The 25,615-nt window shown below is 69.2% G+C and carries 25 protein-coding genes and 1 pseudogene; 9 read left to right on the top strand and 17 right to left on the bottom strand.

Translation table 11 applies throughout. The annotated features are described in order from the left end of the window. On the bottom strand, positions 1-1,118 hold a 1,118-nt coding region (locus VKG64_05660; GenBank protein ID HKB24525.1), incomplete at its 3' end, for a 2,3-bisphosphoglycerate-independent phosphoglycerate mutase. 13 nt (positions 1,119-1,131) lie between these two features. Then, a complete protein-coding gene (locus tag VKG64_05665; GenBank protein ID HKB24526.1) occupies positions 1,132-2,034 on the bottom strand; it encodes a fumarylacetoacetate hydrolase family protein in 903 nt (300 codons plus the stop codon). Between the two features lie 128 nt (positions 2,035-2,162). On the opposite strand from VKG64_05665, the gene VKG64_05670 reads away from it, so the two are divergent. Together VKG64_05670 and VKG64_05675 are read left to right on the top strand one after the other, a co-directional pair. After that, positions 2,163-2,552, top strand: coding sequence for a hypothetical protein (locus VKG64_05670; protein ID HKB24527.1), 390 nt, complete (start codon positions 2,163-2,165; stop codon positions 2,550-2,552). Positions 2,553-2,587: 35 nt separating this feature from the next. Next, on the top strand, positions 2,588-2,869 hold the full coding sequence (locus tag VKG64_05675; protein HKB24528.1) for a copper-binding protein: 282 nt from the start codon (positions 2,588-2,590) through the stop codon (positions 2,867-2,869). Here the strand turns inward: VKG64_05675 and VKG64_05680 are convergent. After that, a complete protein-coding gene (locus VKG64_05680; protein ID HKB24529.1) occupies positions 2,863-3,261 on the bottom strand; it encodes a cytochrome c in 399 nt (132 codons plus the stop codon). The two genes, VKG64_05675 and VKG64_05680, sit on opposite strands and share 7 nt — an antisense overlap. A gap of 238 nt (positions 3,262-3,499) precedes the next feature. Between VKG64_05680 and VKG64_05685 the strand changes: the two genes are divergently transcribed. Genes VKG64_05685 through VKG64_05695 form a run of 3 tightly spaced genes read left to right on the top strand, consistent with a single transcriptional unit; the run spans position 3,500 to position 6,591 of the window. Beyond that, the gene (locus VKG64_05685; protein ID HKB24530.1) at positions 3,500-4,732 is read left to right on the top strand and encodes an extracellular solute-binding protein; all 1,233 of its coding nucleotides are present in this window, start codon (positions 3,500-3,502) and stop codon (positions 4,730-4,732) included. A 7-nt stretch (positions 4,733-4,739) separates the two neighbouring features. Continuing rightward, positions 4,740-5,729 (top strand): sugar ABC transporter permease, encoded by a 990-nt coding sequence (locus VKG64_05690; protein ID HKB24531.1) that lies wholly within the window; start codon positions 4,740-4,742, stop codon positions 5,727-5,729. Between the two features lie 4 nt (positions 5,730-5,733). Further along, complete coding sequence (locus VKG64_05695; protein ID HKB24532.1) at positions 5,734-6,591, top strand: carbohydrate ABC transporter permease; 858 nt, start codon at positions 5,734-5,736, stop codon at positions 6,589-6,591. Positions 6,592-6,628: 37 nt separating this feature from the next. On the opposite strand, the gene VKG64_05700 is transcribed toward VKG64_05695, so the two are convergent. After that, a complete protein-coding gene (locus VKG64_05700) occupies positions 6,629-7,078 on the bottom strand; it encodes a hypothetical protein (GenBank protein ID HKB24533.1) in 450 nt (149 codons plus the stop codon). Positions 7,079-7,202: 124 nt separating this feature from the next. On the opposite strand from VKG64_05700, the gene VKG64_05705 reads away from it, so the two are divergent. Then, positions 7,203-8,192, top strand: a complete 990-nt coding sequence (locus VKG64_05705) for a hypothetical protein (GenBank protein HKB24534.1) — start codon at positions 7,203-7,205, stop codon at positions 8,190-8,192. A gap of 4 nt (positions 8,193-8,196) precedes the next feature. Here the strand turns inward: VKG64_05705 and VKG64_05710 are convergent, their stop codons facing one another. Genes VKG64_05710 through VKG64_05730 form a run of 5 tightly spaced genes read right to left on the bottom strand, consistent with a single transcriptional unit; the run spans position 8,197 to position 13,660 of the window. Next, the gene (locus VKG64_05710; GenBank protein ID HKB24535.1) at positions 8,197-9,069 is read right to left on the bottom strand and encodes a carbohydrate ABC transporter permease; all 873 of its coding nucleotides are present in this window, start codon (positions 9,067-9,069) and stop codon (positions 8,197-8,199) included. Continuing rightward, the gene (locus tag VKG64_05715; protein ID HKB24536.1) at positions 9,066-9,959 is read right to left on the bottom strand and encodes a sugar ABC transporter permease; all 894 of its coding nucleotides are present in this window, start codon (positions 9,957-9,959) and stop codon (positions 9,066-9,068) included. Before VKG64_05715 ends, VKG64_05710 begins: the two co-directional genes overlap by 4 nt. Before the next feature lie 38 nt (positions 9,960-9,997). Further along, the gene (kdpE, locus tag VKG64_05720) at positions 9,998-10,690 is read right to left on the bottom strand and encodes a two-component system response regulator KdpE (GenBank protein HKB24537.1); all 693 of its coding nucleotides are present in this window, start codon (positions 10,688-10,690) and stop codon (positions 9,998-10,000) included. Next, positions 10,683-13,364, bottom strand: a complete 2,682-nt coding sequence (locus VKG64_05725) for a sensor histidine kinase KdpD (protein HKB24538.1) — start codon at positions 13,362-13,364, stop codon at positions 10,683-10,685. The genes kdpE and VKG64_05725 overlap by 8 nt, the downstream gene beginning before the upstream one ends. A 44-nt stretch (positions 13,365-13,408) precedes the next feature. Continuing rightward, positions 13,409-13,660 carry a hypothetical protein gene (locus VKG64_05730; GenBank protein HKB24539.1) on the bottom strand — a complete coding sequence of 84 codons (252 nt, stop codon included), beginning with the start codon at positions 13,658-13,660 and terminating at the stop codon, positions 13,409-13,411. Between VKG64_05730 and VKG64_05735 the strand changes: the two are divergent. Both VKG64_05735 and VKG64_05740 read left to right on the top strand, forming a co-directional pair. Further along, positions 13,619-14,079, top strand: a pseudogene (locus VKG64_05735) (magnesium transporter). The gene VKG64_05730 and the pseudogene VKG64_05735 sit on opposite strands and share 42 nt — an antisense overlap. 480 nt (positions 14,080-14,559) lie before the next feature. Then, positions 14,560-16,389: an APC family permease gene (locus tag VKG64_05740; protein HKB24540.1), complete on the top strand. Its 1,830-nt coding sequence runs from the start codon at positions 14,560-14,562 to the stop codon at positions 16,387-16,389. 72 nt (positions 16,390-16,461) lie between these two features. Here the strand turns inward: VKG64_05740 and ugpC are convergent, their stop codons facing one another. The 5 genes from ugpC to VKG64_05765 form a co-directional block, all read right to left on the bottom strand. Next, complete coding sequence (gene ugpC / locus VKG64_05745) at positions 16,462-17,550, bottom strand: sn-glycerol-3-phosphate ABC transporter ATP-binding protein UgpC (protein HKB24541.1); 1,089 nt, start codon at positions 17,548-17,550, stop codon at positions 16,462-16,464. 52 nt (positions 17,551-17,602) lie between these two features. Further along, positions 17,603-18,454: a carbohydrate ABC transporter permease gene (locus VKG64_05750; protein ID HKB24542.1), complete on the bottom strand. Its 852-nt coding sequence runs from the start codon at positions 18,452-18,454 to the stop codon at positions 17,603-17,605. 7 nt (positions 18,455-18,461) lie between these two features. Next, positions 18,462-19,427, bottom strand: coding sequence for a sugar ABC transporter permease (locus VKG64_05755; GenBank protein ID HKB24543.1), 966 nt, complete (start codon positions 19,425-19,427; stop codon positions 18,462-18,464). A gap of 3 nt (positions 19,428-19,430) precedes the next feature. Further along, positions 19,431-20,756 (bottom strand): extracellular solute-binding protein, encoded by a 1,326-nt coding sequence (locus VKG64_05760; GenBank protein ID HKB24544.1) that lies wholly within the window; start codon positions 20,754-20,756, stop codon positions 19,431-19,433. 118 nt (positions 20,757-20,874) lie between these two features. Then, positions 20,875-22,092 carry an MFS transporter gene (locus tag VKG64_05765; GenBank protein ID HKB24545.1) on the bottom strand — a complete coding sequence of 406 codons (1,218 nt, stop codon included), beginning with the start codon at positions 22,090-22,092 and terminating at the stop codon, positions 20,875-20,877. A gap of 19 nt (positions 22,093-22,111) precedes the next feature. Here VKG64_05765 and VKG64_05770 point away from each other — a divergent pair, with 19 nt between their 5' ends. After that, a complete protein-coding gene (locus VKG64_05770; GenBank protein ID HKB24546.1) occupies positions 22,112-23,155 on the top strand; it encodes a mechanosensitive ion channel family protein in 1,044 nt (347 codons plus the stop codon). Positions 23,156-23,168: 13 nt separating this feature from the next. Here the strand turns inward: VKG64_05770 and VKG64_05775 are convergent, their stop codons facing one another. The 3 genes from VKG64_05775 to VKG64_05785 all read right to left on the bottom strand — a co-directional run bounded on the left by VKG64_05775 (position 23,169) and on the right by VKG64_05785 (position 25,595). Continuing rightward, entirely contained in the window at positions 23,169-23,717 is a 549-nt protein-coding gene (locus VKG64_05775) for a Uma2 family endonuclease (GenBank protein ID HKB24547.1), read from the bottom strand. A 127-nt stretch (positions 23,718-23,844) separates the two neighbouring features. Further along, positions 23,845-24,585: a 3-deoxy-manno-octulosonate cytidylyltransferase gene (gene kdsB / locus VKG64_05780; GenBank protein HKB24548.1), complete on the bottom strand. Its 741-nt coding sequence runs from the start codon at positions 24,583-24,585 to the stop codon at positions 23,845-23,847. Then, positions 24,582-25,595, bottom strand: a complete 1,014-nt coding sequence (locus VKG64_05785; protein ID HKB24549.1) for an LLM class F420-dependent oxidoreductase — start codon at positions 25,593-25,595, stop codon at positions 24,582-24,584. Before VKG64_05785 ends, kdsB begins: the two co-directional genes overlap by 4 nt. Positions 25,596-25,615: the final 20 nt, after the last annotated feature.

A 25,615-nucleotide genomic window follows, 5' to 3' on the forward strand; every position in this document is an offset into this window, starting at 1 on the left:
GCCCGCTCGGTGAACCGGGTGACCGGGTCGGCGCCGCACCAGCGGCTCCAGACGAGGACCGGCACGGGCTGCCAGCCGTGGGCGGCGAGCACCGAGGGGGTCGCGTGGTCGCCCGTGACCACGAGCACGTCGGGCGCGAGCTTCCGGAGCTCGGGCACGAAGCCGTCGAGGCGCTCGAGGGCGGCGACCTTGGCGTCGAAGTCCCCGTCCTCGCCCGCCTTGTCGGTGTCCTTGTAGTGGAGGAAGAAGAAGTCGTACGCCTCGCGATGCTCGCGGAGCGTCGCGACCTCTTCGGCGAAGGTGGCCCCCGTCTTCAGCACCTCCATGCCGACGAGCTTCGCGAGGCCCCGGTACATGGGGTAGGCGGCGATCGCCGCCGACCGGAGGCCGAAGACCTCGGGGAAGCGCGGGAGCGTCGGGAGCCGGTCGAACCCGCGCAGCAGCACCATGTTGGCCGGCGCCGCGTCGGCGAGCCGGCGCCTGGCCTCGGCGACGAAGGCGTTCACGCGCTGGGCGGTCGCCTTCGCCCGGGGCTCGAGCGCCCTGACGGGCAGCGGCGGCGTGCCGAGCTGCTGGGGATCGGTCTCGGAAAGGCGCCCGGAGAGGCGGCCCCCCTTGCCGCGGCCGCGGAGGACGAGGACGAAGCGGTGCTCCTTGACCGGCTCGACGAAGACCTCGACGCCCGGCAGCCGGATGCCGCGCAGGCGCGCGGTGAGCTTCACGCAGAGCTCGGTCGCGATCCGCCCAGCGCGCCGGTCGGTGATCCGTCCCTCCCGGTCCACCGTGCAGAAGTTCCCGCGCGCGGCGACGTCGCCGGCGCGCAGGTCGAATTCGATGCCGAGCGCCTCGAGGACGCCGCGGCCCACCTGGTAGCGGAGCGGGTCGTAGCCGAAGAGGCCCAGGTGGCCGGGGCCGCTCCCCGGCGTGATGCCCGGCGCGACGTGGCGGATGAGGCCGCACGCCGACTCGGCGGCGAGTGCCCCGAGGTTCGGCAGGCTCGCGGTCTCGAGCTCGGACCGGCCGGTCTCGGGGCGGGGAAGGCCGGCCAGCCCGTCGAGCGAGAGTACGACGATCTTCGTCGTGTTGGCGATGACGAGCGGCGCGATCAGCTCGAGCATCGGCCCGCCGCGCTCAGGCGTCCTTCACCGGGTTCTCGAGCCGGCCGAGGCCCGTGATCTCGAGGCTGCAGACGTCGCCGGGCTGGAGGAACACCGGCGGCTTGCGCGCGAAGCCCACGCCCGGCGGGGTCCCGGTGGCGATCAGGTCGCCGGGGGAGAGCGTCATGAGTCCCGAGAGGTAGCTGACGAGGTAGCGCACGTCGAAGATGAACGTCTTCGTGTTGCCGTGCTGCATCTGTTTTCCGTTCACCCAGAGCTTGAGCTCGAGGACGTGCGGATCGCGGATCTCGCTCGCGTCCGCGATGTACGGTCCCACCGGCGCGAAGGTCTCGGGGATCTTGCCCGCCATCCACTGGCTCGTGATGAACTGGAAGTCGCGCGCGCTGGCGTCGTTGATGATCGTGTAGCCCCAGACGTGGTCGAGCGCCTGCTCCTTCGCGACGAAGCGCGCGGTGCGGCCGATGACGACGCCGAGCTCCACCTCCCAGTCGAGCTGCTGGGAGCCCCGCGGGCGGAGGATGGGCTCGCCCGGGTCGAGGATCGCGTTCGACCACTTGGCGAAGATCGGCGGCTCCTTGGGGATCGGCTGGTTCGCCTCCGCCGCGTGGTCCCGGTAGTTGAGGCCGATGCAGATGAACTTGCCCGGATCGGTGATCGGCGCGTGGAGCCGCGCGTTCGACGCGGGGACGGTCACCCACTCGGTGATACCCGCGATCGCGTCCTGGGCCGCCACGCCGCCTTCGAGGAAGGCGCGCGTGCTCGAGGGCACGAGGGCGGCGGCGATCTCCTGGGCCCGCACCACCCCGCGCCGGGTCAGCGTCGCCGCGAGCGACGCCTGGAGGTCGGCGATGCGCTCACCCTGGAGCGCCCCGAGGCGCGGGGACTGGCCATTGGTGGAGAAGCGTACGAGTTTCATGGGCGAAGGCCTCCCGGGCGAAAATTATGGCCAATTATAGCCCTTCCATGGAGTTAGGTGGGCGCCCGGGGCCTGCGATATACTTTTTTTCTCCCGGGACCGTGGCCGGGGAGACCAGGAGGGACGTGATGAGACTGCTCGCCCGTTCGATCGCGCTCGCGGTCGTGCTCTCGCTCCTGCTCAGCGGGCCGGCTGCGCCTCTGGCGGCGGCGCAGCAGCCGGCCCCGGCCCAGCCCGACCTCATGCAGGAGGCGCTCAAGACCACCCAGCGCGACCAGTCCGGATCGGACCTCTACGACGTCGGCGCCGGCTTCGCGAACATCGCGTACGTGCCTGGTAAGGCGTTCGTCTGCGGCCTCGGCGTGGGCGCCGGAGTCATCCTGCTCATCATCACGCTCGGCCACGGCTACAAGGCCGCGGCGGCCGCGGGCGAGGAAGGCTGCGGCGGCAAATGGGTGCTGAAGGGCGACGACCTGCGGGCGGTGCCCCGGGTCGAGGAAGCCGCCCGGCTCCAGTAGGCGCGCGGCGCCGGCTCGTCGCCGTCCTCTTCGTGGTGCTGCTGGCGGCGTTCGCCGCCGGCATCTGGGGCACGATCCTCCGTCCCGCCGCCCACGAGGTGCGCGGCACGCTCGCCGCGCGCCCGGCCGCCAACCTGATCCTCGTCAACCACGAGCCGGTCGCGGGCCTCGGCATGGCGGCGATGGAGCTGATGGCGGTCTTCGCCGAGCCCGCGCTGCTCGACACCGCGGGCGTGAAGCCGGGCGACCGCGTGCGGCTCGCCGTCCGGCTCGACGGCGATCGCCTCGTCCTCCTCCGGGTCGAAAAAGTCTACTGATGGCCGCGCGCGCGGGCGAGCCCGCGCACGTACGCGACCAGCTCCCGGATGTCCTCGTCCTTGAACGCGGCCCCGAAGGCGGGCATCCCGGGGCGGCCGATGGGCGCCCCGCCGTGCTTGATGATGTCGAAGAGATACTGATCGCTCTCGCGCCCGGCGCGTGCCGGATCGGTGAGATCCCCGGGGCGGACGAGGAAGAGCGCCGCGCGCCACGAGCCCCGGCCGTCGGCCCCGTGGCACTCCGCGCAGAGGGCGTCGAAGACGCGCTCGGCGCGCGACGCACCCGGCCGCGGATGCCCCGTGTCGAGGAGCCAGGCGAGGCCCGCTGCGAAGACGCCGAGGGCCACGATGGCGAGGGCGAGCACGGGCAGGGGGCGAAGGGCGCGGGGCACGGCGCCGAGAATAGCATCCGGAGCGATCAGAAAAGCCACTTGACAAGGGGCGCCCTGGAAGCATAAAGAAGCTAATTCTTTAGGGTTGTTGGACCGTTCCGGTCGATCGCTTCGAGGACAGCCAAGGAGGCTCACGATGAATCACCCGCGTCGAGTCCAGACCGACTCCTCAACAGTCAACCGCCGGAAATTCCTCGCGGTCACCGGTGCGGGCGTCGCGGGAGGTGCCTTGGCGACCATGCTGGATGCCCGCCAGGCGCCGGCCCAGATCAAAGGGACGACCCTGCGGATTCTGCAGTGGAGCCACTTCATCCCCGCCTACGACGCCTGGTATGACAGGTTCGCCAAGGAGTGGGGCGACAAGAACGGCGTCAAGGTGCGGGTGGACCACATCCCCCACCTCGATATCCCAGCGCGCATGGCCGCCGAGTTCGCGGCCGGCGCCGGCCACGACATCATCTACAACGGCTCGTCTATCCTCACCCGGCTCTACTACAAGAACCTGGTGGATCTTACCGACATCGCCGATGCGGCCGGCAAGAAGTACGGGGGCTGGATCCCGGCGGCGAGGTCGCTCGTCGAGGTGGAGGGACGCTGGTTTGGCCTTCCGATCTTCTACATCTTGGCGCCGATGCTCTACCGGAAGGACCTGTTCGAGCAGAACAACCTGAAGCCGCCGGACACCTGGGAGCTGGCGCGGGTGGCGGCGCGCACGCTGAAGCCCAAGGGGCATCCCACCGGGATCGCGTTGTCCCAATGCGCCGACGCGAACCTCTTCTGGCGTTCGATGTGCTTCAGCTTCGGCGGGACGGAGGCGGAGCCCTCGGGTGAGAACCCCACCCTCGACTCGAAGGAACTGCGGGAGTTTCTCCGCTTCGCCAAGGCGATCTTCGACGAGGGCATGACGCCCGAGGTGTTCTCCTGGGATGACGCCTCCGACAATCGCTACCTGGCCTCGGGCATCGCGTGTTGGGTCCACGACGCGATCTCGGCCTACCGCACCACCGAGGACACCAACCCTCCGGTGTTCAAGAACACCTTCCTCGGGCTCGAGCCCCAGGGGCTGCCGGGTAAGAGGGTGAGTGTCGCGGCGCCGAACGTCTGGATGGTGTGGAAGTTCTCGAAGAACCAGCAGGCGGCCAGGGAGTGGCTGTCCTATCTGATCGACAACGATCTGGAAGGCATGGTCCAGAGCCGCGGCTACAACATGCCGTATCTCAACGACCGCTACAAGAAGCCGATGCCCGTCATCGGGACCGACCCGAAGCTGCAGATCCTCCAGGACTTCCCGAAGATCGTCGCCTTCTATGGCTATCCCGGGCCATCCACGACCCCCATCCAGGAGATCGTCAACACCTTCGTCTTCCCGGACATGGTCACTCGCGTGGCGCGCGGGGTGAACATAGAGGAAGCGATCAAGTGGGGTGTGGGCGAGTACCGGCGGATCTACGCCAAGCACAAGCGCGCATGACGGTCGCATGACGGTAAGGTCGTCGAGCGGCGGCCCGGACGCGGCAAGCGCCCGGGCCGCCGTCGTTTCTGTAGGGGCCCGGGTAGGGCCCCGCGCGTGGTGGCGCCGCCAGTCGTCACAACGGCTCGCCTTCGGCTACCTCCTGCTGGCTCCTGCTGTCCTCTACGTCCTCCTTCTCGTGGGCGCCCCGTTCCTGTTCTCGCTGTGGCTGGCCCTCAGCGATGCCAATGTCGGCGAGCCGGTGGCGAGCTTCGTGGGGCTGGAGAACTTCGGGGCCGCGCTCGAGAGCGACGTCTTCTACACCGCCCTCACCAACAGCATCGTCTTCACGGTGGTGGCGGCGATCTTCAAGGGCTTGCTCGGGACTACGCTCGCCTTCCTGCTGCTCCAGCCGTTCAAAGGCAAGAAGATCGTCCGGGGCTTGGTCGTGATCCCCTTCACGCTGCCGATCAGCATCAGCGTTCTGTCCTGGAAGTGGATGTACGACTCCCAGTTCAGCGTCATCAACTGGTTCCTGAGCCGGATCGGGCTCATCGGTAGCTACGGCTCTGCGGACTGGCCTGTGTGGCTGGGCCAGCCTCACCTGGCGTTCGCGGCCTGCATCATCGTCAACGTCTGGCGCAACTTCCCGTTCTCGGCCATCGTGCTGCTGGCGGGGTTCACGTCGGTGCCGACCGAGGTGATCGACGCCGCCAAGGTGGACGGCACCACCTTCATGCAGCGGTTCCGCTACGTGGTGGTGCCGATGATCGCCCCGATCCTCCTGATCGGCTTCCTGTTCGACACGGTGTTCACGCTGTCGGACCTCAGCATCGTGTATCTCTTGACCCAGGGCGGGCCGGCCAACGCGACCAAGATCTTGCCCGTGCTCGCGTACCAGGTCGGCATCCAGTCGGGGGCACTCGGCCGAGGCGCGGCCATCTCGCTCTTTCTCTTTCCGCTACTGCTGCCGCTCATGATCCTGCTCCTGAGGAACATCAAACGGAGAGAGTACTAGCCCGATGGCCGCCCCGCGCACGCGCCGCCAGAAAGAGATACGGCGCCATCTCTGGATCTACGGCGCGCTCACGCCCTACGTCGTCATCGCCGTCTTCCCCATCTACTGGATGGCCATCACCGCCTTCAAGCAGGATCCCGATCTCTATCGGATGGACCAGTTCCCGCTGTGGTTCCACCTGGCGCCGACCTGGAAGCACTTCAGGTATCTCTTCACCGACACGAACTACGGTGCCTGGATCATCAACACCATGACCATCGCGGCGTGGGTGGCGGTGATCACGCTGCTCGCCGCGGTGCCTGCGGGCTATGCGCTGGCGCGATTGCGCATTCCGGGCTCTGAGAATTTGGGGATCGCGGTGTTCATGACCTACCTCGTCCCCGCCATCATCCTCTTCCTCCCGCTCTCCAGGGTCGTGTCGATGCTCGGCCTTCAAGACAGCTGGTGGGCGCTGGTGCTGGTATACCCGACAGTCACGATCCCGTTCTGCACGTGGCTCCTGATGGGCTTCTTCAAGACAGTACCCATGGAGATGGAGGAGGCGGCGCGGGTAGACGGCTGCGGCTACTTCGGCGCGCTCGTGCGGGTCGTGCTCCCCGTGAGCCTCCCCGGGGTCCTCACCTCGGTGATCTTCGCCTTCACGCTCTCGATGCAGGATTTCCTTTACGGCCTAGCCTTCGTCGCGCCGGGCGACCAGAAACCGGTCACCGTGGGTGTGCCCACGGAGCTGATCCGGGGCGACGTGTTCTTCTGGGGCTCACTGATGGCGGCGGCGCTGATGGTGGGGCTGCCGGTGGCGCTCCTCTACAACTTCTTCTTGGACCGGTTCATCCAGGGCATCACCGGCGGCGTCACCAAGTAGGGCTCGGAGGGGGCCGTCAGGGCCCCCTCCGAAAAAACTATTCGGGATCGGGCTTCTGCACCGGATCCGGCCGGCCGGGATAGCCGATATGGAGCATGATGTACTTCACGGGCTGGCCGCTCCTGTTCGCGTGGTTGTGCCACCACCCGCCGTTGTCCATGAACGACTGCCCGGCGCCGTGGTACTGGGCGCCCTGGATGCCGACGGGCCCCGCTTCGTAAAAGGTGGTCAGGATGCCTTCGACGACGTAGATGTAGGTCGGCATCCTGAACTGCTGGCGCCCGGTCTGACCGCCCGGCTCGAGGACGACGGTCGAGCCCGTGATCAACAGCGGCGCGTTGACGGTGGCGGAGAAGCCTCCGAGCGAGGTGATGAGGCCTTTGACCATGACGCCCTTCGGGTCCTTCGAGTCCTGGGCGTCGGCCGGCAAGCCGGCCAAGCCGATGAGCAGGGCCGCTCCGACGGTAACCACCATTCTGATGATCATTGGTCACGCTCCCGGCAAAAAGGTGTGAGCACCGCGTGAGGTCCCTCGATTGTGCGCGAAAACTAGCATCTGCCATCGCAGCGTGTCAAGGCTGAGTTCGAGGCGATGCGCTGGAGCCGTGGGTATGGCCGTGGCCTGCGTCCTGGCCGCTGTCCCGACGCTGGTCGTCAGCGGCGAGGTGCCACAGGTCGAGGTGGTCGCGACCGGCTTCGTCCGGCCCATCCAGCTCGCGTTCGATGGCCCTGGCCGGCTCGTCGTGCTGAGTCACGGCCGGAGCGATACCGCCGCTGCCGAGATCGTCTGGCTCGATCTGGGCGGCGCACCGGTTGACGCGTCGCGCCTCCCGCGCGTCGTCGTCCCGTTCGCGACGGAGCCGCGCAAGGCCTCGTTCGGCAGCTTGGCCGTCGATCCGAGCTCAGGGGATCTCCTACTCGGGGAGGAGAACGGCAATCGCATCTACCGTTTCTCCGCCGACCGGCGGCTGACGTCGCTCGCCGTCGGTTTGCAGCATCTGGTGGGCGGCAGTGCTTTCGCGGTCGACCGCCATGGTCGCCTGGTCGTCGTGGACTACCTGAGCGCCGACACACAGCTCCGCTCGGAGACGCCACCACCGCCTGGCCTCGACGTGCTCTCTGACCGCAACTATCAGGGACCGCTCATCTTTCGTATCGACCTCAACGACGAGGGACCGCGCCCGCGCCGACTCGACTTGGTGGCGCCGCTCTTTCCACGGCGCTTGACGCCCACGCCGGGGCGCGAACCGCTCCCCCGCTTCGTGTCCGTGGCCGCTCGCCCAGACGGCGAGGTGATCGTTCTCAGCTCGCTCGGTGAGGTGTGGACCCTGACCGCCGGCGGTGACTTCAGCCTGCGCGCCCGTCTGCCCTCAGGGAATTACCAGCGGATCAGCATGGCGCTGGCGCCCGACGGCAGCGTATTCGTGAGCAGTGGGTTGCACATCCGCGAGATCTTCCGGGTTTCCGCCGACGGGGTCGTGACGACCATTGCCCGCGGGCTGGGCGATCCCGAGGGGATCGCCGTGGATCGTTCCGGCGCGCTCTATGTTGCCGAGAGCGCGCTCCACCGGATCATCCGCATCGTCCCGACGGGTCGCTGACCCGTCAGGCTCCTTCGACCATCGCCGCGGTGAGGCCGCGCACATAGCCCCGCGCGAAGACGGCGGAGATCGTGATCACGGGGATCGCCAGCAAATTGACCCCCGCCACCCCGGCCAGTTCGTCGAGAGCCACGTCGAAGGTCCCGAGCCCGGCCGTGATGGTCTGGTTTTGCCCGCTCAGGAGGAAAACGGAGGCGATCATGAAGTCGCTGGCGACGGTCCCGAGGGTGAAGATGCCCGCGGCGACGAGGACGGGGCGGCTCATGGGCAGGATGATGCGGAAGAACGCGGTGGCGCGGCTCGCGCCCTCGATCAGGGCCGCCTCCTCGATCTCCCGCGGCAGGTGCTGGAAGTAGGCCGAGAGCATCCACACGCAGAACGGCAGGGCCATGGTGGGATAGATGAGGAGGAGGGCTAGGAGGTTGTCGTCCAGCCCGAGCCCGTTCACGACCTGGAAGAGCGGGACGAAGAGGATGGTCTGCGGGATCACATAGGTGGCGAAGATCGCGCGCCGCCACCACCGGAACCCCGGCGGACGTAGCCGGCCCAGTGCGTAGGCCCCGGCGACACTGGCCGCGAGGGTCGCTACCACCGAGCCGGCAAAAACGAACAGGGTGTTTGCGATCCAGTCCAAGAAGGGGTAGGAGCGGCGGAGCGCGTCTCCCACGAAGCCGCGGACCTCGCTCTTGCGCTCGAACAACTCCTCGAAGTTCTCGAGGGTTGGATTCATCACGATGAACGGATTGCCGAAGACATCCTCCTCGGGGGTCTTCAGCGACTGTACTAGCATGAAGTAGATCGGGAAGAGGCAGTAGACCGTGGCCAGGAGCATCAGGCTCCCATGGCCGAGCTTCGCCCACCAGGGCCTCGGGTTCATGCAGCCTCCCGCTCCGGGGCATCGAACAGGCGGAACAGCACCAGCATGACGGCGAGCAGGAACGGGACCAGCGTCAGCGACAGCGCCGAGGCGGGCCCGAACTGGCCCGCCTTGATCACGAGCCAGTAGGCGTTGGTGCCGATGACGGGGAAGACGATGCGGCCCGCGGTGAGCATCCAGACATTGGCGAGGTCGGCGAAGGCGCTGGTGAGCGAGAGGAACACTCCCAGCGCGAGGAACGGCTTCAGCAGCGGCACGGTCACCAGGCGGAAGCGGCGCCACGCACTCTTCGATTCCAGGAGCGCGCACTCGAACAGTTCGGGCGGGATGGCGTTGATGCCGGCCAGGAGCAGCACAGCGATAAAGGAGCTGCCGCGCCAGATGTTGAACAAGATGACGCTGACAAAGGCCCAGGCTCCGCCGCCGAAGACGCTGTCAACGCTATACTTCAGATGTCCCATGAACGGGGCGTAGGCGGTGGTGGTCGGGGGGTTCAGGGTCCAGTACCACCCGATCACGCTCACGCCCGCGGGATACGCCCAGGGGAGGAAGATGGCCAGGAAGACGAGGGTCCGGCCCCGGAACGGCCGGGTGAGGAGCAGGGCGAAGCCGAGCCCGAGCGCCAGCTTCGCCAAGCTCGTGACGGCGGCGTACACGACTGTCACCGTCGCCGCGCGCCAGAACCCCGGATCGGCCAGAAGGCGCCGGTAGTTCTCGAGCCCGACGAACGCCGTCGGGCCGTCCTTGAGCGGCGAGAGGTCGGTCAGGCTCGTCCAGACCTCCCAGCCGACCGGGTACGCCACCACCGTGAGGAGGAGCAGCAGGGTGGGAGCCAGGAGCAGGTACGCGAGCCCGACCTCTCGACGCCGCACGGTGCCCGGAAGGCTCATGCTCAGCGGGCTACGATACACGAGACGCCCGGCGGCGGTCACTCCGTCAGGAGCCGGTAGCCCACACCCGGCTCCGTCAGGAGGTGTCGGGGCTGCGCGGGGTTCTGCTCGAGCTTCCGCCTGAGGTGCGCCATGTAGACGCGGAGGTAGTGGGACTGGTCCTCCGCGTTCGGGCCCCAGACCTCGCGGAGCAGCTGCCGCTGCGTGACGACCTTCCCCGCGTAGCGCACGAGCGTCGCCAGGAGCCGGAACTCGATCGGCGTCAGGTGCACCTCGGCGCCGCGGGCCAGGACCCGGCGGCGGCCGAGGTCGATCTGGAGGTCGCCGACCGAGAGCGTGGACTCGACCGACTCCTCGCCCACGCGCGCGCGGTGGCGGAGGGCGACGCGCATCCGCGCGAGCAGCTCGCCGACGCCGAAGGGTTTGCTCAGATAGTCGTCGGCGCCGGCGTCGAGCGCCGCGACCTTGTCGGGCTCCTGGCCGCGCGCCGAGAGGACGATGATCGGGACCGCGCTCCACTCGCGGAGCCGCCGGATCACCCGGAGGCCGTCGATGTCCGGTAGGCCGAGGTCCACGATGACGACGTCCGGCTGCCGGCTCGCCGCCTCGATGAGCCCGTCCTCGCCCGTGCCCGCCTCGAAGACGCGGTAGCCCTGGCCGGTGAGCGCCGCGCGCAGGAAGCGCCGGATCTGCGGCTCGTCCTCGACGACGACGACCGCGGGCTCAGCCATCCGTCGCCGTCGGCGGCGGCGCGCCCGTGATCGGCAGCGTGAACAGGAAGGCGACGCCGCCTTCCGGGAGGTTCTGGGCCCAGATCCGGCCGCCGTGGGCGCGGACGACGCCCTGACAGATCGCCAGCCCGAGCCCGGCGCCCCGGCCCTTGTCGGTCCGCCCGCGGTAGAACTTCTCGAAGACCTTGTCCTCCTCGCCGGGGGGCAGGCCCGGACCGCGGTCGGCCACCTCGACGGTGGCCGCGCTGTCCGTCGCCGTCGCGATGATCTCGATCGGGCTGGTGGGCGGCGTGTACTTGAGCGCGTTGTCGAGGAGGTTGACCAGCACCTGCTCGATGAGCACGTCGTCCATCGGCACGAGCGGCAGGTTCGGCGGCACCCGGGTGCTCACGCGCCGGCTCGCGAGCCGTGGGCCGACGCGACTCAGCGCCGCGCCGATGACCTCCTCCAGCGAGTGCCACTCCTTCCGGAGCTCCACCGCGCCGGATTCGAGCCGCGTCATCTCGAGCAGGTTCTGGACGAGACGGTTCAGCCGCTCGCCCTCGTCCCGCACCGACTCGAGGAGCTCCCGGCGCGTGCGGTCGTCGAGCCGCGCGCCGTTCTCGAGGATCGTGCTCACCGCGCCGGTGATCGTGGCAAGCGGCGTGCGGAGGTCGTGCGACACCGAGCTCAGCAGGGAGCTGCGGAGGCGCTCGGTTTCCATCCGCACCTGCGCCTCGCGCGCCTCGTCGGCGAGCTGCGCACGCTCGATGGCGAGCGCCGTCTGGTTGGCGAAGGTCTCGAGCTGGTGGAGCTGCTCGGGCTCGTCCAGGGCGTGGGGGTCGGCGGGCCGGACGGCGAGCACGCCCACCGCCCCGCGCGACGCGATCAGCGGCAGGTGGAGCGCGGACGCTCCCGGCAGCGTGGCGGTCCCGAGGCCCGCACGCTGCCGGTGCTCGTAGACCCAGCGGGCGACGCCGCGCTCGTTGGCGTCGAGCTCGAACTGCCCACCGCTCCACGGGGCGAGCGCGCCGCCCGTGCCGGGGAGCAGCACGGCCACCTGGCTCTTGAAGACCTCGCTGATGTGCCGCAGCGCGATCTTCAGGAGGTCGTCCACGCCGCGCGTGCCCGCCAGCTCCCGGCTCATCGCGTAGAGCGCCGCCGTGCGCTGCTCGCGCAGGCGCGCGGCGAAGGCCTGGGCCCGGGCGCGGACGGTCAGGCCGCTGATCACGAGGCCGACGACCAGCATCACCGCGAAGGTGAAGAGGTACCGGGTGTCGGAGACCGCAAAGGTGAAGTACGGCGGCACGAAGAAGAAATCGAACGCCGCGACGCTCAAGACGGACGCGAGCAGTGACGGCCCGCGGCCATGCCGCATCGCGACCACGACGATGCCGAGGAGGTACGCCATGATCAGGTTGGACAGCTCGAAGAACGGGAACATCAGCCACGCCACGCCGGTCGTGAGGGCCACGACCGCGACGGCCCGGCCGTAGGCCGGCCAGTCGGTGGCGCTCGCGCGCCGGCGGACGGGCGCGACGGGCGCGGGCTCCTCGCGCTCGCCGCTGATGACGTAGATGTCGATGTCGCCGCTACCCTCGACGAGCGTGTCCACGATGGAGCCGAGCAGGATCCGCTTCCAGAGCGGGCGCCTCGGCTTGCCCACCACGATCTTCGTCACGTTGCGGTCGTGCGCGAACGCCAGGAGCGCCTCGCTCATCGTCTCGCCGGGCAGCGTGACGGTCTCGGCGCCGAGCTGCTCGGCGAGCCGCAGCGAGTGGCTCACGCGCTCGCGCGCCTCCGCTGGAAGGCGAAGCTGGGCCGGCGTCTCCACGTATGCGGCGATCCACGGGGCGCCGAGCCGCTCGGCCATCCGCTTGGCCGCCCGCACGAGCCTCGCCGAGTCCGGTCCGGGGCTCACGCAGACGAGGAGGCGCTCGGTCGTCGGCCACACCTTCGCGATCGCGTGGTCGCGCATATAGACGCGCATCTGCGCGTCCACCCGCTCCGCGGTCGAGCGGAGGGCGAGCTCGCGGAGGGCGATGAGGTTGCCCTTGCGGAAGAAGTTCCTCACGGCCTCCTGCGCCTGCTCCGGCACGTAGACCTTGCCGTCCCTGAAGCGCTGCAGAAGATCGTCGGGCGGCAGGTCGATCAGCTCGACCTCGTCGGCCTGCTCGAGCACGGAGTCCGGCACGGTCTCCCGCACCACGACGCCGGTCACCTTGGCGACGACGTCGTTGAGGCTCTCCACGTGCTGGACGTTGACCGTCGTGTAGACGTCGATGCCGGCGTCGAGCAGCTCGAGCACGTCCTGCCAGCGCTTGGCGTGGCGCGAGCCCGGGGCGTTCGTGTGCGCCAGCTCGTCGACGAGGATCAGCGCGGGGCGGCGGGCGAGCGCGCCGTCCAGGTCGAGCTCGCGCAGCGTCGCGCCCCGATACTCGATGACGCGCGGGGACAGGACCTCGAGGCCCTCGAGCAGGGCCTCGGTCTCCGCGCGGCCGTGCGTCTCGACGTAGCCGGCGACGACGTCCACGCCGTCGGCGCGCTGCTCGCGCGCGGCCTCGAGCATCGCGTAGGTCTTGCCGACGCCCGCGGCGGCGCCGAAGAACACCTTCAACTTGCCGCGGCGCTGGCGCGCCTCCTCGTCCTGGACGCGGGCCAGGAGCGCGTCGGGGTCGGGCCGCGTGACGCTCACGGCGTTAGTGTAGCGCCCGCCGCACGTGAAGTGCGAGCGAAGGCTCAGCGGTCGCTGCCCTGGCGCCGCGCGCGCGCTTCCTCCAGCTCGATCGCGACCCTGTTGCGCCGGACCCATGTCGCCATGAGCCCGAACATCAGGACGACCACGGCGAGCTCGAGCACCGAGCGCAGACCGTCCCCGGGAACCGTCGCCTCGATGAGGACGGCCAGGCCGACCAGGAGCAGCCCCATCAGATAGAGGAACCACCAAGGCTCTTCCTCGGGGAGATGCTCACCGCCACCGCGATGCAGCACTTCGAGGGGGAGCTGAGCCGGGCTCGCAGGCGACCTCGCTCATCATCCGGGCGCTCGCGCTCCAGGAGGTGCGGGTGCGCGACTGGTGGTGGATCGGCCTGCGCGAGATGCCCGCGGGCCTCGCCCTCGGCGCCATCCTCGGCGCGATCGGGATCGCCCGAATCGGGATTTAGCAGGTCCTCGGTCTCTACGATTACGGCGCGCACTGGCCGCTGGTCGCGCTGACGGTGGGCGCGGCGCTGGTCGGCGTCGTGATGTTCGGCTCACTGGTGGGCTCGATGCTCCCGTTCATCCTACGTCGCGCCGGCTTCGACCCCGCGAGCGCGTCGGCGCCGTTCGTGGCCACGCTCGTGGACGTCAGCGGCCTCGTGATCTACTTCACCGTGGCGTACGTTGTGCTCCACGGGACGCTGCTCTAGCCGCGCCGCGACTAGGTCGACGGGCGCGGGCGTGGCGTGGCGCGCGGGAATCACGCGCACGGTGATCTTCGTGCCTGCGCAGGCGCACCAATCCTGTTGGTCGAGGGCGGCGCGGTTCGACCGCACCCACCACGCCATCGCGGCGAAGCCGCCGAGCGCGAGGCCGCCGCGGAACACTGCGTGCCAGGTGCCGGGGAGCAGGACGATTTCGCCCGCAGCCAACGCTCCGACGGTCAGGACCGCAAAGCCGTAGAGCAGGCTCCACAGGGGCCGCGGAGTCTCCCACGCGCGAGTGCCGCGAGCGGCCGCGTCGCACATCGCTAGATCCGCCTCGTGCCCAGGGTTCCGTCCTCCATGGACGGAGCCTGACACATGCCGTCTCAAGCTCGTGTCAAGAAGGGCCGGTGCGGCGTTAAAAAGCCGTAAAAATCGCGGCGGGCGATCGCCGAGGGCGCCGAGCGGGGCTAGAGTCACACGGGTATGCGGCTCACCCTGCTGAAGCGCCTCCTGGTCGGCGCGCCCATGCCGCTCGCCCAGGCCCGGCACGAGCGCCTGAGCAAGACGGTGGCGCTCGCCGTGTTCGCCTCCGATCCACTGTCCTCGGTGGCGTACGCGACCGAAGAGATCCTGCTCGTCCTCATCCTCGCCGGCAGCGCCGCGCTGAGCTACTCGCTTCCCGTCGCGCTGGGTATCGCCGCCCTGCTCGCCGTCGTCGTGATCTCCTACCGCCAGACGGTCGCGGCGTACCCGCAGGGGGGTGGCGCCTATCTGGTCGCGAAGGACAACATCGGCATCTTCCCGGCGCTGACCGCGGCGGCGGCGCTGCTGGTCGACTACGTCCTGACGGTGTCCGTGTCGGTCGTCGCGGGGATCGCCGCTTTGACGTCGGCGGCGCCCCAGCTCCATCCCTACCGGGTCGTCTTGAGCATCTTCGCCGTCGCCGGAATCGCGCTCGGGAACCTCCGGGGCGTCCGCGAGTCGGGTCGCTTGTTCGCCGCGCCGACCTACTTCTTCGTCGCCAGCATCCTGGCGACGGTCGGCTACGGGGTCGTGGGCGCGATGTTCGGTCTGCTCCCCGAGGCGCCCTACGAGCCCCACGCTCCGGGCCTCGAGGGGCTCGGGTTGTTCCTCCTCCTCCGGAGCTATGCCGCCGGCTGCACGGCGCTGACGGGCGTCGAGGCCGTCTCCAACGGCGTCCAGGCGCTCAAGCCGCCCGAGGGACGAAACGCCCAGACGGTGATGACCTGGCTCGGCGTGATCTCGATCACGATGTTCCTCGGCATCACCTATCTCGCCTTCGACTTCGGGATCGTCCCGGGGGGCGACGAGACCGTCGTGTCGAAGATCGCCCGTCGGGTCTTCGGCACCGGCGTGCTGTACTACGCCGTGCAGGCCTCGACGCTGCTCATCCTCGTCCTCGCCGCCAACACCTCCTATGCCGATTTCCCTCGCCTCTCGTCGATCCTGGCGCGCGACCGTTTCGTCCCGAGGCAGTTCGCGAACCAGGGGGACCGGCTCGTCTACTCGAACGGGATCCTGATCCTGAGCGGGTTCGCCATCGTGCTGATCGTGGTCTTCCAGGGTGACACCCACGCCCTCCTGCCCCTCTACGCCATCGGTGTCTTCATCTCGTTCACGCTCTCCCAGGGCGGCATGGTGCGGCGCTGGCTGCGGCTCCGGGAGAAAGGCTGGCGCTGGCGCGTGTGGGTCAACGGAATCGGAGCTGTCGTGACCGGGATCGTCCTGCTGACTCTTGCGGTCACGAAGTTCGTCGAGGGCGCCTGGATCGTCGTCGTCGTCATTCCGATCCTCGTCGCCGCGTTCATCGTGATGCACCGGCACTACGAGGAGGTCGCGAGCGAGCTTTCGCTGGAAGGTATGGAGGGCCCGCCGCAGTTCCAGCACACGGTCCTCATCCTCATCGGCGACGTCCACCGGGGGGTCGTGCGCGCGGTGCAGTACGCGCGGACGCTCGCCGCCCCCTCCGCCGTCGTGCGCGCCGTCTACGTCGAGACGGACCCGGCGAACACGGGGAGGCTCGAGGAGAAGTGGGCCCGGTGGGGGCTCGGCGTGCCGCTCGTCGTCCTGACGTCACCCTACCGCTCGCTCCTGCGCCCGTTTCTCGACTACATCGACCAGATCCAGGCGCGCGGCGACGACCAGATGGTGACGATCGTCCTGCCGGAGTTCCTGCCGCGGAAGTGGTGGCAGCACGTCCTGCACAACCAGACCGCCCTGCTCATCAAGGGCGCCCTGCTGTTCCGGAAGAACACGGTCGTGGCGGACGTGCCCTACCTCTTGAAGCACTGACGCGGCGCTACGCGCACTGGCATCGTGGCGGCCCAGGCTCGGCGCCGGCCTCGCGGTCCCTCTACGACGACGTCAGATCGCGAGCTCGGTTTTGGTGTCGAAGAAGCGGGCCCGGTCGGGCGTGAGCGCGAGCTTGAGCGTCTCGTGCACCTTGGCCCGCACGGAGGGCTCGACGCGGGCGACCATCGTGTTCTGACCCGCGCGCAGGTCGAGCAGGATTTCGGAGCCGAGCGGCTCGACGACGTCCACGACCGCGTCGAAGCTGTACTCGGCCGGGTCGCTGCCGGATGCGGGGCGCAGATCCTCGGGACGGAGGCCGAGCGTCACCCGCTGGCCCTTGTAAGCGCCGAGCCGGCTCGCGTGGGTGGGCGGCACCTTCACCCGGAACCCGGGCGCGTCGGCCCAGAGCCCGCCCGCGTCGGCGACGGTCACGTCGATGAAGTTCATCGCGGGGGAGCCGATGAACCCCGCCACGAACTTGTTGGCCGGCCGCGAGTAGAGCTCGAGCGGCTCGCCGACCTGCTGGATCCAGCCGTCCTTCATGACGACGACGCGGTCGCCGAGCGTCATGGCCTCGACCTGGTCATGGGTGACGTAGATGGCGGTCGTCTCGAGGCGGTCGTGGAGGCGCTTCAGCTCGACGCGCATCTGGACGCGGAGCTTCGCGTCCAGGTTCGACAGCGGCTCGTCGAACAGAAACACCTGCGGGTGGCGGACGATCGCGCGCCCGACGGCGACGCGCTGCCGCTGGCCGCCCGAGAGCTGGCGCGGCTTGCGCTTGAGCAGCTCCTGGATGCCGAGGAGCACGGCCGCCTCCTGCACCCGCGTCTGGATCTCGGCCTTCGGGAACTTCCGCATCTTCAGCCCGAACGCCATGTTGTCGTAGACGGTCATGTGCGGGTAGAGGGCGTAGTTCTGGAAGACCATCGCGATGTCGCGGTCCTTCGGCGGCAGATCGTTGACGATCCGCTCGCCGATCGAGATCTCGCCCGAGGTGATCTCCTCGAGGCCCGCAACCATCCGGAGCGTCGTGGACTTGCCGCACCCGGACGGGCCGACGAGCACGATGAACTCCTTGTCGCGGATGTGCAGGTTCACGTCCTTGACGGCGTGGACCTCGTCGTATTTCTTGTTCAGGTCCTTCATCATCACCTGGGCCATGGTCGTTTCCCCCTCAATGGGTTCCCCGGAGTCGGGGGCTCCGGGCGCTGGATTAGCCTTTCACGGAGCCGGTGAGACCGGCCACGTAGTGCTCGACGAAGAACGCGTACACGAACGCGACCGGGATCGAGCCGAGGAGCGCGCCCGCCATCAGCGGCCCCCAGTAGAAGACGTCGCCGCGGATCAGCTCCGAGACGACGCCGACGGGCACCGTCTTCTGCTGCGTCGTGGACAGGAACACGAGCGCGTAGATGAACTCGTTCCACGACAGCGTGAACGCGAAGATGCCCGCCGAGAGGATTCCCGGCATCGCGATGGGGAAGATGATCCTGACCATCGCCTGGACCCGCGAGGCCCCGTCGATCCGCGCGCACTCCTCCAGCTCCTTGGGGATCGTCTTGAAGTACCCCATGAGGAGCCAGGTGCAGAACGGGATCAGGAACGTCGGATAGGTGAGGATCAGGGCCCACGGCGTGTCCGTCAGGTGGAACGTTCGCGTGATCTCGGCGAGCGGGATGAACAGGAGCGTCGGCGGCACCAGGTAGGTGATGAAGATCGAGGTCCCGAGGCTCCCGGCCAGCCTGAACCTGAGCCGCGCCAGCGCGTAGCCGGCCAGCAGGCCACAGAAGAGCGAGATCAGCGTCGAGACGATCGAGATGAACATCGTGTTGTAGAGCCAGGTGCCGAAGAGCGTGTCGGTGAAGAGGTAGCGGATGTGCTCGAGCGTCGGGTGCGTGGTCCAGAACGGCGTGGTGTTCGCGCGGTTCCAGGGACGGTAGAGCTCCCCGTCCGGACGGAACGTCGTCACCAGCATCCAGTAGAACGGGAACAGCAGCCCGAAGATGAAGGCGAAGAGCGGCGCGTAGAAGACGGCGACCTTCCGCCAGCCGGAGCCTTGGATCATCGCCATTCTAGGCCGTCTCCGTCCGCCGGATGTACCAGAGCTGGAGCACGACGACGACGAACAGCACCGGGAAGAGGGCCAGCGAGATGGCCGCGCCCTGGCCGAGGAGCCCCGCGCCGACACCGATCTGGTAAGCGTACGTGGCGAACAGGTGGGTCGCGTTGGCGGGCCCGCCCCGGGTGAGGACGTACACGAGCTGGAAGTCCGCGAAGGTCTGGATCACGGAGAAGAGCACCACGACCATCGTCACGGGCAGGAGCAGCGGCCACGTGATCCTCCAGAAGCGCTGCCAGGCGGTGGCGCCGTCGATCGCCGCGGCTTCCTGGAGCTCGGGATTGACGGTTTGCAGGCCGGCGAGGAGGCTGATGGCGTAGAACGGGACTCCGCGCCAGACGTTCACGATGATGATCGAGATCAGGGCCAGGTACTCGTCGCCGAGCCAGTTGATCCGCTGGGTGATCAGACCGAGCTGCCAGAGACACCAGTTGATGACGCTGAACGTCGGGTCGAACATCCACTGCCAGGCGAGGGTCGAGAGCACCGTCGGGATGATGAACGGCAGCAGGATGAACGCCCGTGCGTACCGCTTGGCGCGGAATTCCCGGTTCAGGAGCAGGGCGAGCCACATGCCGAGCGCGAGCTTGAACACCGTCGTCACGCCCGTGTAGACGAACGTGTTGATCGCCGTCCGGTGGAAGATCGTGTCGTTCCAGGCCCGCTGGAAGTTCTTCATGCCGACGTACTCGCCCGGATCGCCGACCGTCGCGCTCGTCACCGCGAGCCAGACTCCGCGCAGGAACGGGTAGGCGATGAACATCGTGAGGATCAGCGCGGTCGGCGCGAGCAGGAGGTACGCGAGGGAGCGCTCGTCCTCGAGGAGCCGCCCGAGCCCTCGCGCGGGCGAGACGCGGGGGCGGGGAAGCGCCGCGGTCGCGGCGTCTCCCCGGCCCCCGGCGATGGGTTTGGCCGTCACCGACTATCCGTAGATCTTGTTCAGCTCGCCTTCGGCCCACTTCACGGAGTCTGCGGGCGCCATGCCCTGGATGGCCTTGGCGTACATGTCCGTGATGATGTACTTCGTCTGGACCTCGGCGGCCTTGGCGTTCGGCGGACCCGCGTAGCCCGGCGCCCGTCCGAGGCGAGCGGCGTCCCTGTACGGCAGCATGATCGGGTCGTCCTTCCAGATCGGATGCTTCTCCCAGTCCGTCGTCGCCCCGACGGAGAACCCCTTCTGACTCAGGAACCAGGGCTCGAAGTTCTCCCTGGTCCCGAGCCAGAGCAGCAGGTCCTTCGCGAGCTTCTGGTTCTTCCCGTACTTCATGACCATGTGCGAGAACGGCACGTGGTAGGCGAACTGCCCCTTCGGGCCCCGCGGGAGGACGCCGTGCAGGATGTCGGTCTTGAGCTGTTCGCCCTTCTCGGTCTTGTACTGGTCCGGCTTGCGGAGCGACTCGATATAGATCGAGGCGCCGTTGAGCGTCGCGCAGATCGTCCCGGAGAGAAACGCGCGGTTGTTGCTCGAGTCGTCCCACGCGAGCCCGCCCTCGTCGTGCGCGTCCTTCCAGAAGGCCACCATGAACTTCACCGACTCGACGGTGTCCTTGCTGTTCAGCACGACCTTGCCCTTGGTGTCGACCTCGGCGCCGCCCCAGGACCAGAGGTATGGGTAGGAGAACGCCGGCGCGTCGCCGAAGGTGTGACCCATGGTCTGGCCGATCGGGCGGCCCTTGGCCTTCAGCTTCTTGCCGACCGCCCGATACGCGTCCCAGTTCGCCGGGAACTTCGTCACGCCCTCCTCGGCGAACCACGCCTTCCGGTACGCGACCATCAGCCCGACGACGGACCAGGGGACGGCGATGAACCTGCCGCCCGAGGTGGTGACGTCGCGCGACTGCTTGTAGAACCCGCCCTGCTCCTTGGCGATCTTCTCGGCCACGTCGCCGACCTCCACGACGCCCTTCTCGTAGAGGTGCTGCCAGTTGTGCTGGGTCATGATGATGTCGGGGCCGCTGCCGCCCTCGATCGCCGCGGTGATCCGGGGCTGGATGTCGTTGGCGTTGATCGTCTCGAGCTTGATCGTCGCGCCCAGCGCCTTCTCGGCCTTCGGGAGCACTTCCTCCCGGAGCAGCTTGTCGGAGGCAGGCACGAAGTCTGCCCACCGGACCATGTTGAGCGTCACGCCCTGCGCCCAGGCCGGCGCCCGGCGCGCCTCGAGGATGCCCTCGATACCCGTCGCCGCGGCGGCCGCGGTGGCGCCGGAGACCTTGAGGAACTGCCTGCGGTTCATCCCGTTTGCGTCCATGCGTGATCCTCCTTGATCAGTCACAACGGGCACTCTACCTGGAACGGCGCTGCTCGCGGCCGATGCGGGCTAACCGCCGAAAAAGCGGGGCATTATTAGCACTTGTGACGCGGAGGTGTCAACTGCTGGTAGCGCCCTGCGCCATGAGTCGGGGCGCCCGGAAGGTGAACGCCACGAGCATCGCGGCCGCGCCGATCGCGGCCGAGCCGATGAAGAGCCAGCCGTACGTTCCGAGGTGGTCGTGGATCACGCCGCCGCCCCAGGAGCCCAGCCCCATGCCGACCGTCGAGATCAGGAAGACCGCGCCGTACGCGCTGCCCATGACGCGCTCGCCGAAGTACTCGCGCGTCACGAGCGCGTAGAGCGGCATGACCCCGCCGTAGGCCACGCCGAAGACGACGGCGGCCGCGTAGAAGGCGCCGGCGTCGCGCGTGAAGAGGTACACGAAGACCATCACCGCCTGGAGCGCCAGGCCCGCGATCAGCGTGCGCTTGGCGCCGAAGCGGTCGGCGATGAGGCCGCAGCCGATCCGCCCCGCGATGGACGAGAGGCCCGAGACGCCGAGGACGGTCGCGGCCACCATGGGGACGACCCCCTGGTCGATCGCGTGCGTCACCATGTGGAAGATCGGCCCCGAGTGCGCCGCGCAGCAGGCGAAGTGCGTCAGCGCGATCGCCCAGAACTGCGGCGCGCGGAGCACCTGCGCCGTCGAGAAGCTGCGCTGCGGCGCCGCGGCGCCGCCGAGGGCGACGGCGCCCATCTCCGCGGGCGCGTTCCGGATGAGGAGCGCCGTCGGGATGATCACGAGCCACGCGAGGTCGCCGAGCACCAGCATCGCGACCCGCCAGTCGTAGAGCGACGTGAGCCAGCGGCTGAGGGGCGAGAGGAGGAGCAGCCCGACACCGCCGCCGGCCGAGACCACGCCCACGGCGAGGCCGCGGTTGGCGGTGAACCACTTCGTCGCCGTGACCGAGAGCGGCGTCAAGAAGGCGCCCGCCGCGAACCCCACGAAGAGGCCGAAGGTCACGTCGAGCTGCCAGAGCGCCGTCGCCTGACTGGAAAGCACCAAGCCCAGGCCCATGAGGACGCCGCCCGCGACCGTCACGACGCGGCTGCCGAGCCGGTCCGAGAGCGCGCCCCAGAAGAACGAGCCGGCGCCCATCGCGAGCCAGTTGAGGAGCGCGACCATCGAGATGGCGCTGCGGCTCCAGCCCATCGAGTCCTCGAGCGGCTTCAGGAAGACGCCGAGCGAGAAGAGCGCGCCCTGCCCGATCGCGACGATGGCGGCTGCGGCGGCGAGGACCGTCCAGCCGTAGAAGCGTCCGCGCTGACTCATGGGCGGGGACTACGATAGCATGAACCCCATGTGGCGCCTGGTCTGGCCCGGGCTGGCGTTCGCGGCGACGCTGCTCGCCGCGCTCGCCGTACGCGCGGCGCTCGAGCGCGCGCTCCGGCGCCGCATGCGGGCGCTCGACGCGCTCGCCGCGTTTCTCAAGGCGGTCCACGCGCCCGCGCTTCTCTGGGCCGTGGTCCTCGCCGTCTACGTCGCGATCGAAGCCTCCGAGCTCCCCCGGCGCGTTACGGCGCAGCTCGAGCTCGTCTTCCAGGTCGCGCTCATCCTGTCGGTCACGTTCACGCTCGCCTCGATCGTCACCGCCTTCATCGGGCTCGCGAGCGAGCGGCGCGCCCTCGGCGGCCCCGTCACGGGCCTCGCCCAGACGGCCGCGCGCGTGACCATCATCCTCGTCGGCGTCCTCGTCCTGCTGAGCGTCCTCGGCATCCACATCACGCCGATCCTCACGGCCCTCGGCGTCGGCGGCCTCGCCGTGGCGCTCGCCCTGCAGGACTCGCTCGCCAACCTCTTCGCGGGCATGCACCTCCTCGCCGACCAGCCGATCCGCGTCGGTGACTACGTGAAGATCGCGGACTCCATCGAGGGCTACGTCGTGGACATCGGCTGGCGCTCGACGCGCGTCCGGATGCTCCAGAATACGATCGTCGTCGTCCCGAACAAGCGCGTGGCCGAGTCGGTCATCCTCAACTACGACCTGCCCGAGCCGCGCATGGCGCTCGTGATCGCCGTGAAGGTGGGCTACAAGAGCGATCCGGAGCAGGTCGAGCGGGTGCTCGCCGAGGAGGCCGCGACGGCGGCGAAGGAGGTGCCGGGCCTGCTCGCCGAACCCGCGCCGTTTGCCCGCCTGATCCCGGGCTTCGGCGAGTCGTCGCTCGACTTCTCCCTCGTCTGCCAGATCGCCTCGTTCGTGGACCAGTACCTCGTCCAGCACGAGCTCCGGAAGCGCATCCTCCGCCGGCTGCGCGCCGAGGGGATCGAGATGCCGTACCCGACGCGCACGGTGGAATGGCGGGGTCGTCCGCCCGGCGGGGGGTCGAGCGGCTAGGGGCGGCGCCCGCTCAGGCCCAGAACGCGGCGGGCGCGATAGCGAGGTCCGGGAAGGGCTCGGCGCCGAGCGGCGCGTCGCCGGCGGCGCGTTTGATGAGCGTGTAGCGTCCGGCCTCGAGCCTGTAGGCCTCGACCGCGCGGGCGTCGCTGTCCACGATCCAGTACCAGGGGACGCCGTAGCTCGCGTAGAGTCGAAGCTTGGCGCCGCGGTCGGTCTCGCGCGTCGAGGGCGAGAGGATCTCGACGACGAGCGTCGGCGCGCCCTCGATGCCGCGCTCGCTGATTCGCGCCGTGCGGTCCGTCGCGACGTAGACGATGTCAGGCTGGACGACCGTCCTGTCGGTCAGGATGACGTCGAGCGGAGCGGCGACGACGATCCCGAGACCACGGGCTTCGACGTGCGTGTGCAAGGCGGCCCCGAGCCTCATGCTGACGATCTGGTGCTTCGAGCCCGGCGCCGCGGTCACCGACAGCTCCCCCTCGTGGATCTCGTATCGCCGCCCGTCGTTGGGGAGCGCGGCGTAATCCTGGTAGGTGAGCACGACCCGCCCGGGAGTCATCACCATCCGATTCTACCGCCTCCCGCTTCCAGGAAAGCACCAGAGACGCCGTCCGCCAACGTCCAAAGATTGATACACGGCGAGGGCCGTACGGCGGGCCGGGCCGCGGGGTCGTCGCGGGCCGCGATCACGAGCGGCGCGCGGCCAGGCGGGCTTCGACGGCGCGGAGGTCGGCCTCGGTGTCCACGCCGATCGTCGGCTCGTCGGTCTCGGCGACCACGATCGGGATGCCGTGCTCGAGGAAGCGGAGCTGCTCGAGCTTCTCGGTGAGCTCGAGCGGCGAGGGCGGCAGGCGATGGAAGAGGTCGAGCGCCGCGCGCCGATACGCATAGAGTCCGATGTGCTTGAAGCGGACGACGCCCCGCCCGTCGCGGTCGTAGGGGACGGGGTACTTCGAGAAGTAGAGCGCGCGACCGTCGGTGGCGCAGACGACCTTGTTCACGTTCGGATTATCCGCCTCGTCGGGCTGGAGGCGGATCTTCAGCGTGCTGACCTGGGTCTCCGGGCGCTCCTCGAACGGCGCGACGAGGCGCCGGATGTGGGCCGCGGTCACGAACGGCTCGTCGCCCTGGACGTTGACGTAGACGTCGGCGGCCCGCGACTGCGCGACCTCCCACACGCGGTCGGTCCCCGAGGGGTGGTCGGACGAAGTCATGACGGCCGGCACGCGGAAGCCGGCGCACGCCGCGACGACCTCGTGCGAGTCCGTCGCAACGAGCACGTCCGCGAGATCGGGCGAGCGCTTGGCCGCTTCCCAGACGTGGACGATCAGGGGCTTGCCGGCGATCTCGCGCAGCACCTTGCGCGGCAGGCGCGTCGACGCGAGCCGCGCGGGGATGACCCCGAGCGCCGTGAGTCGAGGGCTCATGGAAACGCGCGCAACGTCCGGAGGAGCGCGGCGCGGTGGTCCCCGCCCGGGGGCGCGAACGGCGCGATCACGGGCTGGGTGAGCCCCGCCCGCGCGAACTCGGCGATGCGCTCGCGGCAGAACGTCTCGTCGCCCACGACGCCGAGGCCGTCGAGGACCCGCGGCGAGATCCGCGACACCGCGCCGGCGCGGTCTCCCGCCTTCCACGCTGCGTTCACCGCCTCCACTTCCTCCGCGAACCCCGCGCTCCTGAAAAAGCTCGCGTACACGTCCACGATCGTGTAACCGGTGATGTCGCGCGCGAGCGTCTCGCGCGCCGCCGCCGGATCGTCGGTGACGCACGTCCGGATGAACGACGCGATCTCGAAGCCGTCGAGCGTGCGCCCCGCCTTCTTCGCCCCCGCCTCGAGGTGCCTGACCGACGCCGGTACGGTCTCGGGCGGGATCCAGTTCAGGACGACGCCGTCGGCGATCTCGCCCGCGAGCTCGAGCATCTCGGGGCCGAGCGCGGCGAGGACGACGCGCACGGGCTTGGCGGGCGCCGGCGCGGTCAGCCTGAAATTCTTCACGCGGTAGACCCTGCCCTCGAAGTTGACGCGCTCGCCGGAGGCGACGCGCCGGATGATCTCGACCGCCTCGCGGATCTGCTGGAGCGAGTTCGCGAAAGGGAGACCGTGCCAGTCGCCGACGATGATGCGGCTGCTGAGCCCGAGCCCGAGCAGCACGCGGTCGCCCGAGAGGTGGTTCAGGCTCGCCGCGGTCACGCCGAGGACGACGGGTGTCCGCGTCTGGACCGGGACGACCGCCGACGCCACGTGGAGGCGCTCGGTGTGGGCGGCGATCATCGTCATCAGGCTGATCGCGTCGTAGCCGGAGCTCTCGCCGACCCACGCGGTGTGGTAGCCGCGCTGCTCGGCCTCGCGCGCGGCCGCGACGAGATCGGCGGGCGGCTGGCCGGCGAAGGCGGCGAGGACGATGCCGAGCCGGCGCGTCACGTGGCTCGAGGTCACAGGTCGGCAGTATAGCGCGG

Source organism: Candidatus Methylomirabilota bacterium (assembly GCA_035260325.1).
Lineage (GTDB): Bacteria > Methylomirabilota > Methylomirabilia > Rokubacteriales > CSP1-6 > AR19.

Excerpts from the sequence above, each read along its gene's own strand:
- VKG64_05695 (HKB24532.1), top strand. The coding sequence starts at position 5,734 with ATGGCCGCCCCGCGCACGCGCCGCCAGAAAGAGATACGGCGCCATCTC.
- VKG64_05705 (HKB24534.1), top strand. The coding sequence starts at position 7,203 with ATGGCCGTGGCCTGCGTCCTGGCCGCTGTCCCGACGCTGGTCGTCAGC.
- VKG64_05770 (HKB24546.1), top strand. The coding sequence starts at position 22,112 with ATGAACCCCATGTGGCGCCTGGTCTGGCCCGGGCTGGCGTTCGCGGCG.
- kdsB (HKB24548.1), bottom strand. The coding sequence starts at position 24,585 with ATGAGCCCTCGACTCACGGCGCTCGGGGTCATCCCCGCGCGGCTCGCG.
- VKG64_05775 (HKB24547.1), bottom strand. The coding sequence starts at position 23,717 with ATGACTCCCGGGCGGGTCGTGCTCACCTACCAGGATTACGCCGCGCTC.
- VKG64_05690 (HKB24531.1), top strand. The coding sequence starts at position 4,740 with ATGACGGTAAGGTCGTCGAGCGGCGGCCCGGACGCGGCAAGCGCCCGG.
- ugpC (HKB24541.1), bottom strand. The coding sequence starts at position 17,550 with ATGGCCCAGGTGATGATGAAGGACCTGAACAAGAAATACGACGAGGTC.
- VKG64_05715 (HKB24536.1), bottom strand. The coding sequence starts at position 9,959 with ATGAGCCTTCCGGGCACCGTGCGGCGTCGAGAGGTCGGGCTCGCGTAC.
- VKG64_05700 (HKB24533.1), bottom strand. The coding sequence starts at position 7,078 with ATGATCATCAGAATGGTGGTTACCGTCGGAGCGGCCCTGCTCATCGGC.
- VKG64_05685 (HKB24530.1), top strand. The coding sequence starts at position 3,500 with ATGCTGGATGCCCGCCAGGCGCCGGCCCAGATCAAAGGGACGACCCTG.
- VKG64_05760 (HKB24544.1), bottom strand. The coding sequence starts at position 20,756 with ATGGACGCAAACGGGATGAACCGCAGGCAGTTCCTCAAGGTCTCCGGC.
- kdpE (HKB24537.1), bottom strand. The coding sequence starts at position 10,690 with ATGGCTGAGCCCGCGGTCGTCGTCGTCGAGGACGAGCCGCAGATCCGG.
- VKG64_05765 (HKB24545.1), bottom strand. The coding sequence starts at position 22,092 with ATGAGTCAGCGCGGACGCTTCTACGGCTGGACGGTCCTCGCCGCCGCA.
- VKG64_05750 (HKB24542.1), bottom strand. The coding sequence starts at position 18,454 with ATGATCCAAGGCTCCGGCTGGCGGAAGGTCGCCGTCTTCTACGCGCCG.
- VKG64_05665 (HKB24526.1), bottom strand. The coding sequence starts at position 2,034 with ATGAAACTCGTACGCTTCTCCACCAATGGCCAGTCCCCGCGCCTCGGG.
- VKG64_05670 (HKB24527.1), top strand. The coding sequence starts at position 2,163 with ATGAGACTGCTCGCCCGTTCGATCGCGCTCGCGGTCGTGCTCTCGCTC.
- VKG64_05740 (HKB24540.1), top strand. The coding sequence starts at position 14,560 with ATGCGGCTCACCCTGCTGAAGCGCCTCCTGGTCGGCGCGCCCATGCCG.
- VKG64_05710 (HKB24535.1), bottom strand. The coding sequence starts at position 9,069 with ATGAACCCGAGGCCCTGGTGGGCGAAGCTCGGCCATGGGAGCCTGATG.